Raw genomic sequence first — 15,594 nt, 5'->3', positions numbered from 1 at the left:
GCGATGCCGATCACGCTTACCGATGTAGAGCCGGAACTCTCAGATGCTGAAACAGCGTTCCGCCACGGCGGTCAAGACTCGGAGATAGGACTTGATGTCTCTGACGCGGGACTCGTTCAACTTCGCAAAGCCTGTCGATCGCTTTCAGGTGCAGATCAACTGCTGACTGATGGTTACTACACGCTGACGATCGAAGCAGCGTTCACCTCCATCGAGAAGACGTTCATGTTCTGGTTAATTCATGAAGGGCACCAGGATCCGGCAAACCCTCCCCAGTCACATACGACTGCAATCAATCGCAGCGCGGAAGTCGGGTTCATCAGTGAGGAAGTCGCGTCTCGACTTGACGACCTCTGGACCGAAAATCGTGCACAGACGTACTATCAGGACGGAATGCCTACCCGGGAACGAGCAGAGGCAATGTTGACGCTTTCAACACGAATCCACCGGCAGATAATCCATTTGGTTGGTCAGTCCTACGAGTGTATCTGCGGATAACGAATTCGGGGGATAGAGCACGCCGCAATCGTTTGAGACAACCGTTCTTAGTGATGAGATCAGTCAGGTTTGCGCTCACGAAGCAGCCATTGTTGTTCAAGGGGAGCCATAGCGATAGACGGCTCTGTTGAAATCCTCAGCAGATGATAAGTGTCGCCTGCTGAATATAGAGGGTGGATGCAGCAGCCGAACACTGTTCGTTTCAGACACTCAACGACGAAGCATCCGTTATGTATGCGTGCGTATCGATCGCTGAGGGTTCTGCCAATTCTGATAGTTGTTCAAGTAGTCGTGCAAACCCAAAGTGCGCATTCAGCAGCAAATCGATTACAGGACCAGGTTACTCGTCATGGTCGTCATCGATCTGTTCATGAAACCGACATACCTCGTCGAATTTCATTCCTCGCCGTACCTTGTCTTCGAACCTGTCGAACTCGACGAACCCCTTATCCGATAATTCGGGAAGTAGGACGTGATGGAGTTCGTAACAAATCGTGAGGTACTCCCCGGAGTTGAGAGTCTCTCCCTTACGAAGAATCGGGTCAGCAGATATCGAACTCTCGTCGAGGAGCGCACGTAATACTCGCCGTTGTTGCGCTGAGAGTACCCGTTTGATGCAATCTTGGTTACAGCGTTCGTCACTCACAGGTCAAGTAGTTGCTACCGATCTGGCCACGCTCGTAGTCGTTCACTCCGAATGCTCGTTCTTTTCGACTTCGGTGACGATCACGTCCCAGTCAGGATGTTCGACCCCATTCCGACATTCGAATCCGCCTTCCACATCGATTCCACTCTCGTAGGCCCTGCGAAGGAGGGCTTTCAGCTCCGCGTTTAATTCTTCCTTCGACGCAAGTGAGGTCTCCTCAGACGTCATTTTGCCTCGCCCCCTTCGTGTTTCTCCACTGTGAGTTCGTGTTCTGGTGTGATGGTGATCACACCGTAGCTGTGTACGGTTATTGCGTGCCCCTCGTGCGTGAATGCAACGTGGGTGTCTCCGTTCGTCCCGTTGCGAACGTGGACGAGCGCATCTAATTCGTCGGCGTCAACAGTGGAATGGAGCGGGTCCAGTTCTACCGGATCAGTGTCCATTACGTCCGCCAGCGTTGCGACAACAGCCATGCTCGCGGGTGTCTTCTCCTGATCAAACTGCGTGCGGACAGTCCCAGATTCCTGAGAGTACTCGACCGCTTCGACTCCAACCCCAGATACCGTTGCGTCCATCTCGCCCGATTCTAGCCGTCTGAGTCGGTTCAATAAGTATACTGATTATACAGAGGGTTTAATACAGAGGACCTATCCGAACGATCACACCGAACTACTGAGTGTCGCTCCAATGAGGCGTCGATGCCCGCGTCGAAGGCGTGATGAGAGCGATTGCTGGGTGATGCCGAGCTCGTCAGCGATCTCTTCGAGCGACACCTCGCGTGGGGTGTCGAAGTAGCCCCGCTCGTAGGCTAACACCAGCGCCTCACGTTGGGTCTCGGTTAACTCGTAGCCCTCGCCCTGGATCGGGAGCATTGCGTGGACGGCGGTGATTGTTATCGGAATGTCGTTTTCCTGGCAGTACTCTCGAAACTCGCCGATTGTCTCCTGACTCTCGCCGCGCACCTCGAATCGCCACTCGTCTTTCGTACCGATTCCGGAGAGCACGACGACGTTGGCCTTGGCCAGCGCGCTCAGGATGCCGAAGTACTCTTGTTCCCACTCGGCACGCATGAGATACTCGTCTTCGATGCTATCGACCATTCGGATGTTGCTCACGCCGGCGTGTTGTTCGAACTCAGCTTCGATGTCCTCCGTTTTCACATCGCGTACCCAGAAGTAGGGGATAATCAGCGTCTGGTGTGGAATCAGCCGCTCCAGTTCGACCGTCACACCCGGCAAGTTTTTGAACACACTCCCCAGTGGGAACTCCGCTGTCGGACTCGTAAACTCCATCACAGTCGCCATGCGGAACCTTTCGCCTAGCAGACAAATAACCGGCATGGGTGGTGTATCATGGCTTCGAGACGAGCCAACGCACAGTTGTTGGCCGGGATAGTGTATGCTGCAAGCGGGGAGTCCGTTTGATACCCGGAAAGCCATGGTACACCATGTCAGCTCCTTTTGTACAACCGGGCAATCTAGTTGCACAAGCGAGCATGAGTGTAATAACGGAGATTCGCATCCCATCTGATGCTTTTGAACTCGGGCAAATCCTCAGTCTAGAGCAAACCTCGGCCATCGAACTGGAAACGCTCGTCCCGAGTGGGGACGTCACCGTGCCGCTCTTCTGGGTCTACGAACCGGTCGAAAACGGCTTTCTCGAAGCCGTCGAACGCTATCCAACTGTCAACACCGTCACAGAGGTGGACGTGTTCGACGACAGGACGCTAATCAGGATCGACTGGGATGCGAGCCAGGACCACCTTTTTCAGTGCATCTTGGAACACGACGGGCAGATACTGGGTGCAACTGGATCGTCGGAAGGGTGGAATTTCGAGATACGGTTTTCAGACCGCGAGACATTGAGTCAGTGCCAGACCTGTTGTGAGGACGCGCACATCTCTCTGGAGCTAACCCGCATATATAATCCGACGGACCCTGAGGCCGGTCCGTGGTACGGCCTGAGTGAGCCCCAACGAGAAGCGTTGACGCTTGCCATTCGAAGGGGATACTACGATATTCCACGAGGGTGTACGACCGCAGAGTTAGCTGACGAACTCGGAATTTCCGATCAAGCAGTGACGGAGCGACTGCGTCGTGCCATTGGGACGTTCGGGAGGTACGCACTTCTCACGCCCGAGTCAGCGGCGGAAATGGACTGACTGTTTCCATTATGCACCATGGGACAGAGCCAGGCAGATGGGACTACGCTATGTGAGTATGGATGAGAGTCGAGAGCTGGGGACACGTGATATACAGTCAATTGATGAGGGTACCGGTTCTTCGGGGCGTGAGAGATCGCTCTCCCCCGATACGATTCTGTCGGCAGTAGCGAACGAACACCGACGCGCCACCCTCAACGCATTGGACAACGCTTCTGAGAAGACACTGGAATACGATGCGCTCGTAGATCGCGTTGCAGACCGGGTTCGGAACGAAGACCCGAGACGGGAGTCAGACGAACACCAACAACGCGTCCGAATCGCACTTCACCATACTCATCTTCCAAAACTGGAGGAGGCTCGGATAATCGACTACGAGGCTGAAACGGGGCACGTCCGGTTTGTTGGCGGTGAACTGGAACAAGATCTCCTGACGTTGGTCGAGCCGTACGAGGCCTACGAGTGACAGAATATCGGATCGACTTCTCCTCCGTTCGACCTAAATCAGCCGTATTGTACGAATATGTATTGTTCGTCGCCTTCATTCTCTGTACTGACCGATTTGACTGACCCGAATTGAAAGTTGGTCCGATACTGTATTCGCGCTGTGTATGCAGCACCACCTTAGCAGACTATCGTGGCACTGTCAATTCGGGACTGCAACATACAGAGCTTGGATGCAGCACCGCGGATTTGCTTGTTGCACGCCAATCAATGGGATTATTGATTTGCTAGATGAGCAACTATGTCTTCCGAGGCAGTGTCTTTGCAACCAGCCGAGCGTTAGGGTGCAGGAGACCCGAAAACAGGCTGTGGGTCAGTAGGCTGCGTCCCGTCACAGACGCGAATCCGGCCATCGCCTCGAACAAAAACGTTCCAATGGTCGATCCTGAAACCGAGGATGGTTTCGCTATCAGCAGCCCCCTTGTGCTGGAAGAGGTTGTTGAGGCTATCGGCATCGATGAACTCGTACAACGGTGGTAATTCGACCGGTTCAACATCAGCTGCTGTCGCCACTGCGTCAATAATCTCCGCTACTGGTGTTTGTTCCCCATCTGCTTCATATTGTGCATCGACAACCGGGGTACAACCTCGGTAGACCGTCATGGCTCCCGATCCCATGCAAGAACCTTGAGAGTGACTGGTTATCAGCTTGCTGCATTGTTCAACCTCGCAATAACATTCAAAATTCATGCTGTCCTGAAAATTCAACATCTTGGTGAACTTCGTTAGCACCTGTGCGACACTCGCGCTGTGTATTCAGCACAACTACTGAAACTTATCATCAGCCAAGGGTTTCAACAGAGCTCGCTCAGTATATACTAGGAGAATCCAACCCAACACTCAATTTTCTGTGTGATGTACTTGGAGACATGAGTCGATCCCTTCTTAATCGCCGAGCGGCCATTAGTTACCTATCCGTTGTGTTAGTGGGTGCTTCCGGGTGTCTTGACAGTCCGGCTGGTACAAATGATGAGGGGACTGAAGATGAAAATCCAAACTTGACGAACGAAAGAAACGAAAACGATGAATCAAGTTTCCTAATCGGGATGCCGGTTAGCGACGAAGAGAAAGAACCTGTTCTGAGTATCGAGGATGATGCTCCAGATTTTACGGTTCTTCATCACGTCTCCCAAGAAGTAATCGAAACAGAGGGAACGGTCTCAAGAGGAATTGATGAAGAGGAAGTAGATCAATTCGATGAACTCACTACCGATGTTGAATACTACGAAGATGCCTCTCAACCAGGCTACTACATGGAATTTGAAGACGAAGTGATCTCACTCCATACTGAAACAGAGGTAGAAGCAACGGGCTGAGCGACGCTTTCTCTCCGGTTAATCTATCTCAGAACACTACTGCATTTACTGATTACGACGCCAAAGATGAACACCTCAACAGTAGCTCGTTCAGTGAACAGCAACTCACCCCAACCGGCAATCGGAATAAGGTTCTTATGCTGGAATCACCTTAGCTAGGATAGACTCTACTGGAGGCCCCCATGATGACGTTTCAGGAACGACTTCGTTCAATAGAAGAGCAGTACGACGTAAGCGAGAGCGAACATTCCCGGGAGCTCGGACGCACTGTCGCGCACCTTCAGGACTAACGCTGTCATTCTGCCTCTTCAAGGAACGAGACGAACTCTGCCTTTCCAATCCCATCAGCACTGATGAGTTCATTGTGTCCAGCGCGGGTGAATTTGAGAACGATTTCGATACCGTTCTTCCGCGGAACAATGTCACAGCCCCACTCAGCGAGTAACTATCGGCAGGAGGTGTTTTAGGCACGAGACCCCACAGTTTCCTACCCTCAGAGACCAATCGTTGAGTGCGATATTCGGTTCTGCACTCACAACGAGGGGGGTGTGATATCAGAATCTGCACTCACAACGAGGGGGGGGGTGTGATATCAGAATCTGCACTCACAACGAGGGGGGTGTGCTTGGCCTTCGTTTCAGCAGCCACATGGAAATTACTACCCGTATGAGGTGCCTTTAACGGGCTCTCTCTTTTGGATCTCCGAATGGATGCGGTCGAATTCCTCTTCGTTTTCTGTTGTTATGAACTCGAATCTCTCTTCTGGTGTTTCGATTCTCAGGACGTGTGCCTCACCGACCTCCATTTTGTAGAACATCAGCGCAGTTGGGTATGCCAGAACCGTCGAGAAGTACGTCCCTATAGTAACGACGTCGAGCAGTGGTGCGCCTGATACGATTAATTGGACTGAGAGTGCGGTCAATAGTAAGGCGATGAAGAGAAACAGATGGCCAAGCAAAGAGAATCCTGTGAGTGACTGATCAGTGAATCTCCGTGTCTCTGTAACGTCCTCGCGTGAGATCTCTATTGGTGTAGGTGAGTCGATTGCATATCGAATCGCCTCCTCTGTACAGATGAGTTGCTTTTCTGCTTCACTCAGAATGAGATCCCCCTCTTGTGCCTGGGTCTCAATGTGGAGCTCTTTTGGCCCTTCTGACGTGGTCTGTCGCTGTGTCATGGTGAGTTGAGTTTTCAAAAAAGCTACTTACTCTTTGTGGGCTCCAGCTTGCCCGTTATCACCTGTTACGTCCTGAATTTGGATGTCCTCGCGTGTGATCCTGATTTTGTACCCACAGTACCAGAACTCGATTCGTTCGATCGAGTTACTGGTTGCCAATTCATCTACTGCTTCAACGCTGATCGTGTCTTCCAGAGGTGGGAGATCTGTGATATCGCAGTCTTCCCTCTCGGCTATCTGATCAAGGATCACTAGAGAGGCATCATATTCCTCACCGGCCGACCGGGACTGAGAGTCGTCGGTCTCTCCCCCGGATACTGCGAAGGGATCTCCTCTCTTCCCGGACCACTCCCACTCGTCGGATGACTTTTCCCCGAGTTCCTCGAACGGGTCGTCGCTGGGGTCGTGGTCTTTAGTCATCGTTTGCGAGTTGCGTAACCGTCACTATGTAGCGCGCTCCACAGTCGCAATCGGTGATGACTCTCCCCGAGTCGTTCTTGATCATCTGTTCGCAGTCTTCGCATTCGATGTTGAGTCTCATGGCTGGTAGTCTGATGATCCCCGGGAAGCAACCAGTCCAGTCACTCGTCGCCAGACCTATATTGAGTCAGACGCAATCCTGATTTGCTCCCTTAGGGAGCCGCACGAGAGGGAGTGAAGCTTGCAGGCAACCGCTCCCTCTCTACGCGCTTTCGCGCGCGGTTAATGCTGTGTTCTTGGCAGTATTTATAGTTCGGATTCTTAATCAGTGAGTTTCGCCGATTGATTAGTGGCGATATCAATTCGCACAGCATGGCGGATACGATGGCGTTCCATAGCTGAGAACTCAGCGTCTCGTTTGTTGATCGCCTTCTCAACTGCTTGATCGGGCTCGATATCCATGTGTCGAGTGTATGCAATCGCATCTAGTCCGGTCGATAGTAGCTGATCGCTCATAGCTAAAAATCCGCTCCAAATAATATGAATGGTTGGATTTTAGCACAATCCGGGTTAGAGATGATGTTTTCTATTAAAGACGCCGACGATTAAAATCCAGGGTGTGACGTCAATATTGATAGCACTTTACTGGTAACTCACTCTAAATTTCGAGGTATGCATTTTTAAGCAATCTTTTCATAAACGGTGTTGAGATGAGTTGGGATCAGGCAAGACTGGACCAAATTGAGTCCATGACTGAAAAGCAAAAACGGAATTTGAAGACATATACCGCAGATGAGTTCGAGAGTCTATCATACAACGACAAGCAGAAGATTGCGACTCGCCTGGGGGTGCACGGAACATTACCCCCAGAGAAGATGAACCCAGCCTTATGGGACCTTGTAGGAGATCCTGAAGACGACCCGCCAGAGGTAAAGGGGTTAGCCGAATTAGAACCGCGCACCGTCACTCACGGGGAGCTAAATTGCATGTCTCCTCAAGATCTACAATCACTTGCAGCTGAGTATGAAATTGAGAGATGCAATCACAAGAAAATAGAGACGCTATTAACTGAGTTGCGAGAAGTAGCAACTCCGAATCCGCCACCCAGAACCTCCACTGAAGGCGAAAACGACAATGGTTCCACTGAAACCAATGCCGAAGCAGATCCTTCGCCAAAAAAATCCTATTATGTGGCAGAAATAGACAATCTCTCTCCCGCCAAGAAGCAGCGAGAAGCAGAAGCAAGAGGATTTGATCAACCCTATCAGACTAGCATGGATATCCTGACGAAGAAACTCAAGCGAGATGTCGCTACTGAGATTGAAGATCGAAGGCGGGAGTTAAGCGAAAGAGATGATACTGAATATCGGTGCGAACCGTGTGACCATTGTCAATCACACTATTTTACAGAAACTGCATACCGCCCAGTCTGTGCTGACTGTGGAACCCCTCGGTGATTTTTAGAATATAGTTCCTAAGCATTGCCGGCGTTTGAGGCCCCCGGTCCACAAATCACCTCATAATCCATATATAGTGCCCCCTCTTCGGAAAATAGGCCCCCCTACTTCCCAGACCCTACTCCACCATTTTAGCGCGTTAAAATGATCTATACCATCTATTACTGCCTAAGAAATGGCAAGGTCATACCCCCCTGAACACCCCTCCCTATTCAGCTCTGAAATGACAGTCATACAGAGTGAGTTATAGAATACGCGAATGATTTGTGGCTGTCCGTATGAAATCGTCAAAAATCGGGTGTTCAAGATTCAAACTGAGTTATAGAATTCCCGAATGATCTGTAACAGCTTATAGAATTACCCACATGATATCGTCAAAAATGGGCCAGGCAAAGAAATAGACTTGATTATGGAATCCGCGAACGCTTTGTCCAGTTATAAAATCGGTTATATGAATCTGGTGAAATTGGAGTTCTCAATGAAATAGACCAAGTTATAGAATTCCAGAACGATTTGTCCAGTTATAAAAATCCCGCATGAAATCATCAAAAACTCCGGACTCACAAGAGTAGAACGCCTTATAGAATCCTCGAATGATCTGTGGCTGTCTCTCTTATTTTCTATCTAATGGAGTGACTCTCCGAAACACCACCAGACCTTCACAACCAGTTCGGCGTTGGACGGTACTCGTACGTTTCAATCTCAGCGAGCGTGACTGGGCGAGCATCACTATTTGGCAATTCAAGATCAGCTGCTTCATACATGTCGTAGAGCACACCAATTTGGTCGTACAAATTCACCTGTTTGAGCAAGCTAATCCCATATTCTGTAACTGCGAAGTACTTTCGAGGAATGCCGTTCGGGACAGGACTTTCTGATGCTTTGAGATCTGTGATGATCTCTGGGGTCCGGTCCTGTAGATCTCGCAAATGATCACGGATTGTGCTTTCGGTAGTGGTTGACCTTGCTGCGAGTTCAACCGCACTCAACGCCCCAGTTGGACTGGCAAGGATTTGTTGTAATATTCGAGTTTTAGCTGGCATAAGGATGGTTCGCAGGTCGTCGAGCCGATCATCGTCAAACCCGTGATCTGGGAGAGTGCCAGGGTTCGATTCGGCTTGATGGCTGTCCTCCCTACGATTTTTTGGTGGCATGGATCAACCTTCGATTCAGAGTTGTGTATATTTTGCGACGACCATCGACAAGGATTGGCGGTTGAGTGCTCTTCAGCGAAGTAGTACGCCTCGATCAAGGCGAATCATTTGTCCAGAAATGCAATAACACGACCGAACCCTAGTCAAATGATTCCGAAATCCTAGTTGTAGAGAAGCCTCGCTAACCAGTATCACCTCCATCTGAAGCGCAACAGTTGATTCACGACCCGTACAGCGGTGCGACCCTCCTCATTGAGTCACTTATTGTGGGTGAGTACTGGTTACGGGGCTTACTTTTTTAAATAACTGCCCCATATTCCGTTTCAGTTCAATGACGGAGAATAGTCTCGAACCAATAACTCCACAAAAGGCAAAGGACAAGTATTTGAAAGATAGAGAGGATGACGCTCGCTACGATACGATAGACACCATCCAACGAGGATTAGACCACTTTATCACTTGGTGTGAATACGAGGGGATTGAGAATCTTAACACCATTGGCGGAAGGGAGCTGTTATCGTATAAGAACTGGTGTAAGGAAAATACTGAAAACAATACCGTGAGTCTTAACGGACTTCTCAGTATCCTTCGTCGATTCCTTGTCTTTTGTGTAAAGATTGAGGCTGTCAAATCTAAGGTACCCGATAAAGTCCCAATCCCGAAGATCCCGGATGACGAAGACGTCTGTTATGAAAAGCCGACAGATGAGGAAGTTGAGCAAGCGGTAGCGTACCTCGAAACGTACGAGCCAGCGTCGCGTCGTCACGTTGAGTACGCAATCATCAAAGAGAACGGCAACCGAGTTGGTGCCCTTCGGGCGATTGATGAGGAGGATGTGGATCTGAAGGAGCAAGTAATTGAATTCCAGGACCGACAAGAGAACGACTACACTGACGAGAAGGGAACACCGCTTAAAAACGGCACGGACGGCGAACGTGAAATTAACATTTCCAAAGAGTTGGCAGAATTGATTCGCCGATACCTCAATAACCCCGATCGACACGACGTTACGGACATGTTTGGCCGAGAGCCGTTGCTAACAACGAGATACGGTCGGCCATCGGTCGAAACGATTCGCCGTGATCTGTACAAACTCACTCGTCCGTGCACGTACGCTGACTCTTGCCCTCACGACCGCGACATCGACTCCTGTGAAGCGACTAAGAGCTACAACGCCTCTAAGTGCCCATCTAGTCACAGTCCCCATCCACTTCGCCGGTGGTCAATTGAGCATCAAATCGACCGTGGGGTCCCCAAGGATCAGCTGTCCGATCGAGTTGACGTTTCTGTTCCTGTGCTCAACAAACACTACGATCTACGAAAAGAAGAAAGAAAGCGAAAGCAACGGCTGAAGACGTTCGAGAAATTGTTCGACGGATATGGTGACCCAGACGCCACATTGAGCGAAACAGAGCTGGCTGCTCTCATGAATGACGACGGGATGATTGATCCTGTTGCACTGAATGAGTTGATCGCTAAATCGGAAAAAGAACAGACCCCATCGCATGACAGGTCGTCCAACGATAGCGACACCGAAGGTGAGAGGGATGAGGGCCAGTTAGGAATTACCGACTTCTCCGAAGGGCCAAACGCGGTCTGGCAACCGGCCGTAATACCAGTCCTTGCGGGTGTTGCAGTGGGCAAGTGGATTCCTGGTCGGCTCACTCATGAACTGGAAGCATTGGCTCCCCCATCGGAAGACTCACCGTGGCCAAATCAGAGTAGAGCAGCAAAGGGTATGGCTGCATACGCACTATACGTGTGTCTGGTTTCAGTGAATTTCGCACTTCTCGGACTCCTCCCAGCGTGACCCTTTGCTGGATGAGTTGACTGGTAACTCACTCAAGAGTCCTCGATCTGATATCGTAGAGAGACTGTTTCGAGGCGCTACTATAACCCACGTATCTCCCAATCACAGGTGGATGACTGAAGAGCCGAATGGGAAATTGATTTCTTCCAAACACACAACTATGATTTGATCGCGTATTATTACCCAAGATTCATATCGCCTTAATTTCGATACTGACATATGGTCGATATTCGTCCTGCTGTTGAGCAGTTAGGAACGGAATTCGAACGTTCCCCTGTTGACTTCTTTACCGAGTCAGATATGCAATCTCGATTGTACCACTTGCTGCGTGAAGAAGTCAAGCAGTCAGATGACTCGCCGCTGACGCCCCGCTCCTCACCCTTCGGATCAGAGGGGATGCAAGTTGGCAGGAGTTCGTCGTACAGATCTGACTACGATGAACGGGTCAAGGAACAGGTTGACCAGGTCGCTGACGCGCGATCAACACCACACCTGTCCCGTGTTCACACAGAGCTCTGGTATACGACCGACTTCGGTAGCGATAAAAAGAACCGAGTTGATATCGCTGTCCTCAGAGGAGGCGATCCACGGAACTATCGTCCTGTCGTCTGGAGTAAGGGTAAACAATCGCTAAGCTTTGAGATGATTGATCACGCATTTGAACTCAAGTACCTCCGTGAGCGGATGGGACTTCGTCGTCGCGTCGATGACGTTGACCTACAGTCAGCAACCGTCGATGAAATCGCTGAGACTATCGACCTTGATTTCAATGGCATCGGAAAAGACCTAAACCGACTCCAAGGACTGTCTGGTGGAATCGAAGATGGTGATGGCGAAACCGTGGGATACACTGATCTCGATTCCCACTTTGTTCTGTTTGCCAACTATGATCCGTTGCGGCGATTTCAACCTAGTCACGATAATCTACCGTCTTCAAAAATCAACCAGAAGATCGGTGAGGCAGTTATACAGAAGATCTCCATCGACTTTCCCGACGTGAACGTATTTTACGCAACACCAGCAGGGTACGACTGGCTATAATCGCGCTGCGTTCCTCGACCCGTTACACCTATATTTAAAAACTCCAATTTGAACCACCGACGTGGCCTTTCCTCCCATTGGATCGATCGTATTAATGAGTATTTTTATACAGGTGCTGAGTCAGTTCAGCGCTAACTCACTCAAGCATCGCTGCCGAAGCGTCAGGAATATCGTGGAGTGACCTTCTTGAAATTCTCTTTTATAGATCTGTCTTCTCGTGAATCTGCTGCACGCTATATGTGTTTATTGACCGCTGAGGTTCTTCCCAGTCAACGTGTCTCTTTGAAAAGTCGTGCTGAATACAGGCGTGTTTGCAGCACATACAGTGCCCCTAGTGCGTTGATCCCCACCACAGGTGGATGTTTATATCACCTCTGGTCTGATGGATATACTATGGGTTCACAGACCTGTGCCTATGTCGCCAGCAAATCCGATCCGGAGAGTTGGCACGGGGCGGAGTCGTCCACGTTCCACCTTGACAAAGTCCCAGCACGAGGTGGGCTTGGGATCGAGGAATGGCAGTGTCCGCACCCACCACTTGAGCGAGACGACGAGAGTGATAACGACGATAATCAGTACTGTGTCTTTCACACTGATCCGCCCAACGTGCCTGATGATATCGATGAGTCTGAAGTGCTATTGGATGCAATTCAAGACGCTGGTGACGGTCCATGGTCCGACCGTCCAGAACATCGAGGTCAATTCGTCGGGGCAACGTTCGGCACCATCGATTTGTCTGCTGAAACGATTATGGCGACCGATTATCACGACCTCAGATTCGATCACGCACGGTTCCAGGCTAATAACGAAAACCTTAACTTCAGAGCGACAACGTTCGTAACGAAAGGACGACACCCGATATCGTTCGCTGGGACACAATTCATCACCACCGGCGAGGGTGACGTGGCGTTCCGCAATGCGACGTTTCAAGCCGACGGCAAGGGCGACGTCGCGTTCCCCGATGTGACGTTTCAAACCCGGAGCGAGGGCAGAGTACTGTTCACCGGTGCAACGTTTCGAACTGACGACCAAGGTGAGGTGACGTTTCCTGATGCGACGTTTCAAACTGACGGCGAGGGAGATCTTTTGTTTCCAGGCGCGACGTTTTTGACCGTCGGTGAAGGCGACTTGTTGTTTGACGATGCGAAGTTTCGAACAGATGGAAAGGGGAGCGTGGTGTTCCAGGGTGTAACGTTTCGGACTTACGGCAAGGGCAGCGTTGATTTCCTCAATGCAACTTTTAGAGCCTACGGCGAAGGGAAAGTATTGTTCCCAAATTCGACGTTTCGAACAGATGGAAAGGGTCACGTGGAGTTCAGCAATACGGTGTTTCGAGCCGACGGAGAGGGCGACGTGAAGTTCCCCGGTGCGACGTTTCAAACCGATGGCGAGGGCGACGTGGCTTTTTCCGATGCGGCGTTTCAAACCGATGGCGAGGGTGACGTGGCGTTTTACAGTTCTACGTTTCGAACAAACAGTGGGGGCAACGTGACGTTCCGTGATGCGATTTTACACAAAGCAGACTGCCGGAGGATTGCGTTCGCTGATGCGAATTTTGGTGGCGTTGATCTCACGGAGATCGACCTCCGTGAAGCAAATGTAGCTAATATCTCCGTGAACGGCGCGACAACCTGTGAGAGACTGAACGAGGAGTCCGATTTCGACGCCGAAGCATGGGACGCTACAGCGCGGGCCTACCACCAACTCAAAACCGTGTTCAGCGAGCACGGTCTCGTTGGCAGAGCTCGAAACATGCACGTCCGAGAGCGTCGGGTCCGTAGTCTCGAATCGAAGGCAGCAAATGGGTGGTTCGACCGCCGGCATCTACTTTCACTCTTTTCTCGGGTATTTACAGGCTACGGGGTACAGGTTCGATATCTCATGGGCTGGATGGCGGTGCTATTTCTGGTTTCGACCGCGGTATACGTGATTGCGAGCGTTGAGGACACACTCGCGGAGAACATTTCCTACAGCGTTCTCGCGTTTACGGTTGCACCGCCTAGAATTCCGTCCGAATCGTGGGTCCAATTCGTAATGGTGGTCGAGACGTTCTTTGGCACGCTCTCAATTGTACTTCTGGGCTACATCCTTGGTAACCGCGAACAATTTTGATCGGGATCTTATACACTGCTGACGGAATCTAAGCAGCGATATCAGACGTGAGCGACTAATACTTCATATTCAGCACCCAAATTTTGGCATAATTCTAACTAATAGATGGGTGTCCCCGATAACTCCTACCCTTGTACTGGACACGGTTTTCATACGGAAATTCAATTGAAGAAACCGTACAGTTGCCCACTGACACTGATAGAGTTATTGTGCCTGAGAAGGTGGGAGGAATACCCGACTACGGGTATGATCTCTATGACCGAACTGGAGTCAATCCATCCGGCGGAAGCGTTTGAGATCTATCTTGATGAAAGACGTGCTGAGGTCACTCCAAACACACTTCAAGCCCACAAATACCGAATTGGGCACTTTCTCCGGTGGTGTGAGGAAGAAGGGATAACTAACTTGAACACGCTCTCGGGACGCCAACTACATGAGTACAAGATTTGGCGGCGAAAGGAAGGCAATCTGAACGCTGTTTCTGTGAAGACGCAGATGGACACTTTGCGCGTCTTTATCAAGTTCTGCGAATCGATCGACGCTGTTGCTTCAGGTCTTCACGAGAAGGTATTGTCGCCGAAGCTCAACCGTGGGGACAACCAGAGTAACGATATTCTCACAAAAGACGTGGCCCACGAACTGTTGGACTACCTTTACCGATTTGAGTACGCCTCGTTCGATCACGTCTTGATTCGGCTCCTCTGGACGACTGGGATGCGAGTCGGAGCTGCTCACGCGTTAGACGTGGAAGATTATGATCCAGATGACCGGTATCTCGAAGTTCGGCACCGGGAATCTACCCCGTTGAAGAACAAGCAAGAGGGGGAACGTCTTGTCGCGTTGGATCCCGAAACGTGTGAAGTTCTCGATGACTGGATTTATCATCAGCGGCCGGATTCCCGAGACGGCGAAGGCCGAGAGCCGCTGTTGGCGTCAGTCCACGGTCGTGCTCACAAAAACACGCTTCGGAGTATAGTTTACCGATGGACGCGACCATGTGTCTACACTGGTCGGTGTCCTCACGGACGGGATCTCGATACGTGTGAGGCGTTGAATGATAACAAGAAGTCAGCGAGTCTTTGTCCGTCCTCCGTATCTCCTCACGCGATCCGAAGGGGATCAATCACATATCATCTTACCCAAAATGTTCCGACAGAGGTCGTAAGCAGCCGGATGAACGTCAGTGCAAAAGTACTCGACGTGCATTACGATAAACGAAGCAAAGAGACGAAAATGGAACAGCGACGCCGGTACTTAGAGGACCATTCCTCTAGGCGATTCCGACGTCATTGATGCCG

At 50.7% G+C, this 15,594-nt stretch carries 17 protein-coding genes; 9 read left to right on the top strand and 8 right to left on the bottom strand.

The window, feature by feature from the left end:
• The first annotated feature begins 3 nt into the window (after positions 1 to 3).
• Positions 4 to 498, top strand: a complete 495-nt coding sequence (locus G6M89_RS09400; protein WP_165161540.1) for a hypothetical protein — start codon at positions 4 to 6, stop codon at positions 496 to 498.
• Between the two features lie 688 nt (positions 499 to 1,186).
• Here G6M89_RS09400 and G6M89_RS09390 read toward each other — a convergent pair.
• The 3 genes from G6M89_RS09390 to G6M89_RS09380 form a co-directional block, all read right to left on the bottom strand.
• Complete coding sequence (locus G6M89_RS09390) at positions 1,187 to 1,372, bottom strand: hypothetical protein (protein ID WP_165161539.1); 186 nt, start codon at positions 1,370 to 1,372, stop codon at positions 1,187 to 1,189.
• Positions 1,369 to 1,719 (bottom strand): HalOD1 output domain-containing protein, encoded by a 351-nt coding sequence (locus G6M89_RS09385; RefSeq protein ID WP_165161538.1) that lies wholly within the window; start codon positions 1,717 to 1,719, stop codon positions 1,369 to 1,371. Before G6M89_RS09385 ends, G6M89_RS09390 begins: the two co-directional genes overlap by 4 nt.
• A gap of 84 nt (positions 1,720 to 1,803) precedes the next feature.
• Positions 1,804 to 2,448: a helix-turn-helix domain-containing protein gene (locus tag G6M89_RS09380; protein WP_165161537.1), complete on the bottom strand. Its 645-nt coding sequence runs from the start codon at positions 2,446 to 2,448 to the stop codon at positions 1,804 to 1,806.
• Positions 2,449 to 2,639: 191 nt separating this feature from the next.
• On the opposite strand from G6M89_RS09380, the gene G6M89_RS09375 reads away from it, so the two are divergent.
• Together G6M89_RS09375 and G6M89_RS22310 are read left to right on the top strand one after the other, a co-directional pair.
• The gene (locus G6M89_RS09375) at positions 2,640 to 3,305 is read left to right on the top strand and encodes a helix-turn-helix domain-containing protein (RefSeq protein ID WP_165161536.1); all 666 of its coding nucleotides are present in this window, start codon (positions 2,640 to 2,642) and stop codon (positions 3,303 to 3,305) included.
• Positions 3,306 to 3,363: 58 nt separating this feature from the next.
• Positions 3,364 to 3,771, top strand: a complete 408-nt coding sequence (locus tag G6M89_RS22310; RefSeq protein ID WP_228442374.1) for a hypothetical protein — start codon at positions 3,364 to 3,366, stop codon at positions 3,769 to 3,771.
• A 317-nt stretch (positions 3,772 to 4,088) separates the two neighbouring features.
• On the opposite strand, the gene G6M89_RS09365 is transcribed toward G6M89_RS22310, so the two are convergent.
• A complete protein-coding gene (locus tag G6M89_RS09365) occupies positions 4,089 to 4,541 on the bottom strand; it encodes a HalOD1 output domain-containing protein (RefSeq protein ID WP_343162636.1) in 453 nt (150 codons plus the stop codon).
• Between the two features lie 137 nt (positions 4,542 to 4,678).
• Here G6M89_RS09365 and G6M89_RS09360 point away from each other — a divergent pair, with 137 nt between their 5' ends.
• A complete protein-coding gene (locus G6M89_RS09360; RefSeq protein ID WP_165161535.1) occupies positions 4,679 to 5,125 on the top strand; it encodes a hypothetical protein in 447 nt (148 codons plus the stop codon).
• 658 nt (positions 5,126 to 5,783) lie between these two features.
• On the opposite strand, the gene G6M89_RS09355 is transcribed toward G6M89_RS09360, so the two are convergent.
• The 3 genes from G6M89_RS09355 to G6M89_RS09345 form a co-directional block, all read right to left on the bottom strand.
• A complete protein-coding gene (locus tag G6M89_RS09355) occupies positions 5,784 to 6,302 on the bottom strand; it encodes a hypothetical protein (RefSeq protein ID WP_165161534.1) in 519 nt (172 codons plus the stop codon).
• 27 nt (positions 6,303 to 6,329) lie between these two features.
• Positions 6,330 to 6,722 carry a HalOD1 output domain-containing protein gene (locus tag G6M89_RS09350; protein ID WP_165161533.1) on the bottom strand — a complete coding sequence of 131 codons (393 nt, stop codon included), beginning with the start codon at positions 6,720 to 6,722 and terminating at the stop codon, positions 6,330 to 6,332.
• A gap of 321 nt (positions 6,723 to 7,043) precedes the next feature.
• Positions 7,044 to 7,238, bottom strand: a complete 195-nt coding sequence (locus G6M89_RS09345; RefSeq protein WP_165161532.1) for a hypothetical protein — start codon at positions 7,236 to 7,238, stop codon at positions 7,044 to 7,046.
• 194 nt (positions 7,239 to 7,432) lie between these two features.
• Here G6M89_RS09345 and G6M89_RS09340 point away from each other — a divergent pair, with 194 nt between their 5' ends.
• Positions 7,433 to 8,179, top strand: a complete 747-nt coding sequence (locus G6M89_RS09340) for a hypothetical protein (protein WP_165161531.1) — start codon at positions 7,433 to 7,435, stop codon at positions 8,177 to 8,179.
• A gap of 659 nt (positions 8,180 to 8,838) precedes the next feature.
• Here the strand turns inward: G6M89_RS09340 and G6M89_RS09335 are convergent.
• The gene (locus G6M89_RS09335) at positions 8,839 to 9,333 is read right to left on the bottom strand and encodes a hypothetical protein (RefSeq protein ID WP_165161530.1); all 495 of its coding nucleotides are present in this window, start codon (positions 9,331 to 9,333) and stop codon (positions 8,839 to 8,841) included.
• 331 nt (positions 9,334 to 9,664) lie between these two features.
• Between G6M89_RS09335 and G6M89_RS09330 the strand changes: the two genes are divergently transcribed.
• The 4 genes from G6M89_RS09330 to G6M89_RS09315 all read left to right on the top strand — a co-directional run bounded on the left by G6M89_RS09330 (position 9,665) and on the right by G6M89_RS09315 (position 15,589).
• Positions 9,665 to 11,143, top strand: coding sequence for a site-specific integrase (locus tag G6M89_RS09330; RefSeq protein ID WP_206335512.1), 1,479 nt, complete (start codon positions 9,665 to 9,667; stop codon positions 11,141 to 11,143).
• 219 nt (positions 11,144 to 11,362) lie between these two features.
• Positions 11,363 to 12,184, top strand: coding sequence for a hypothetical protein (locus tag G6M89_RS09325; RefSeq protein WP_165161529.1), 822 nt, complete (start codon positions 11,363 to 11,365; stop codon positions 12,182 to 12,184).
• Positions 12,185 to 12,577: 393 nt separating this feature from the next.
• The gene (locus tag G6M89_RS09320) at positions 12,578 to 14,296 is read left to right on the top strand and encodes a pentapeptide repeat-containing protein (RefSeq protein ID WP_165161528.1); all 1,719 of its coding nucleotides are present in this window, start codon (positions 12,578 to 12,580) and stop codon (positions 14,294 to 14,296) included.
• Between the two features lie 105 nt (positions 14,297 to 14,401).
• Positions 14,402 to 15,589 (top strand): tyrosine-type recombinase/integrase, encoded by a 1,188-nt coding sequence (locus G6M89_RS09315; protein ID WP_343162635.1) that lies wholly within the window; start codon positions 14,402 to 14,404, stop codon positions 15,587 to 15,589.
• Positions 15,590 to 15,594: the final 5 nt, after the last annotated feature.

Origin of the sequence: Natronolimnobius sp. AArcel1, from assembly GCF_011043775.1 — an archaeon.
Taxonomy (GTDB): domain Archaea; phylum Halobacteriota; class Halobacteria; order Halobacteriales; family Natrialbaceae; genus Natronolimnobius.
This window is presented reverse-complemented; position numbering and strand designations above follow the sequence as displayed.

Excerpts from the sequence above, each read along its gene's own strand:
- G6M89_RS09400 (WP_165161540.1), top strand. The coding sequence starts at position 4 with ATGCCGATCACGCTTACCGATGTAGAGCCGGAACTCTCAGATGCTGAA.
- G6M89_RS09390 (WP_165161539.1), bottom strand. The coding sequence starts at position 1,372 with ATGACGTCTGAGGAGACCTCACTTGCGTCGAAGGAAGAATTAAACGCG.
- G6M89_RS09385 (WP_165161538.1), bottom strand. The coding sequence starts at position 1,719 with ATGGACGCAACGGTATCTGGGGTTGGAGTCGAAGCGGTCGAGTACTCT.
- G6M89_RS09380 (WP_165161537.1), bottom strand. The coding sequence starts at position 2,448 with ATGGCGACTGTGATGGAGTTTACGAGTCCGACAGCGGAGTTCCCACTG.
- G6M89_RS09375 (WP_165161536.1), top strand. The coding sequence starts at position 2,640 with ATGAGTGTAATAACGGAGATTCGCATCCCATCTGATGCTTTTGAACTC.
- G6M89_RS22310 (WP_228442374.1), top strand. The coding sequence starts at position 3,364 with ATGGATGAGAGTCGAGAGCTGGGGACACGTGATATACAGTCAATTGAT.
- G6M89_RS09360 (WP_165161535.1), top strand. The coding sequence starts at position 4,679 with ATGAGTCGATCCCTTCTTAATCGCCGAGCGGCCATTAGTTACCTATCC.
- G6M89_RS09355 (WP_165161534.1), bottom strand. The coding sequence starts at position 6,302 with ATGACACAGCGACAGACCACGTCAGAAGGGCCAAAAGAGCTCCACATT.
- G6M89_RS09350 (WP_165161533.1), bottom strand. The coding sequence starts at position 6,722 with ATGACTAAAGACCACGACCCCAGCGACGACCCGTTCGAGGAACTCGGG.
- G6M89_RS09345 (WP_165161532.1), bottom strand. The coding sequence starts at position 7,238 with ATGAGCGATCAGCTACTATCGACCGGACTAGATGCGATTGCATACACT.
- G6M89_RS09340 (WP_165161531.1), top strand. The coding sequence starts at position 7,433 with ATGAGTTGGGATCAGGCAAGACTGGACCAAATTGAGTCCATGACTGAA.
- G6M89_RS09335 (WP_165161530.1), bottom strand. The coding sequence starts at position 9,333 with ATGCCACCAAAAAATCGTAGGGAGGACAGCCATCAAGCCGAATCGAAC.
- G6M89_RS09330 (WP_206335512.1), top strand. The coding sequence starts at position 9,665 with ATGACGGAGAATAGTCTCGAACCAATAACTCCACAAAAGGCAAAGGAC.
- G6M89_RS09325 (WP_165161529.1), top strand. The coding sequence starts at position 11,363 with ATGGTCGATATTCGTCCTGCTGTTGAGCAGTTAGGAACGGAATTCGAA.
- G6M89_RS09320 (WP_165161528.1), top strand. The coding sequence starts at position 12,578 with ATGGGTTCACAGACCTGTGCCTATGTCGCCAGCAAATCCGATCCGGAG.
- G6M89_RS09315 (WP_343162635.1), top strand. The coding sequence starts at position 14,402 with ATGGGTGTCCCCGATAACTCCTACCCTTGTACTGGACACGGTTTTCAT.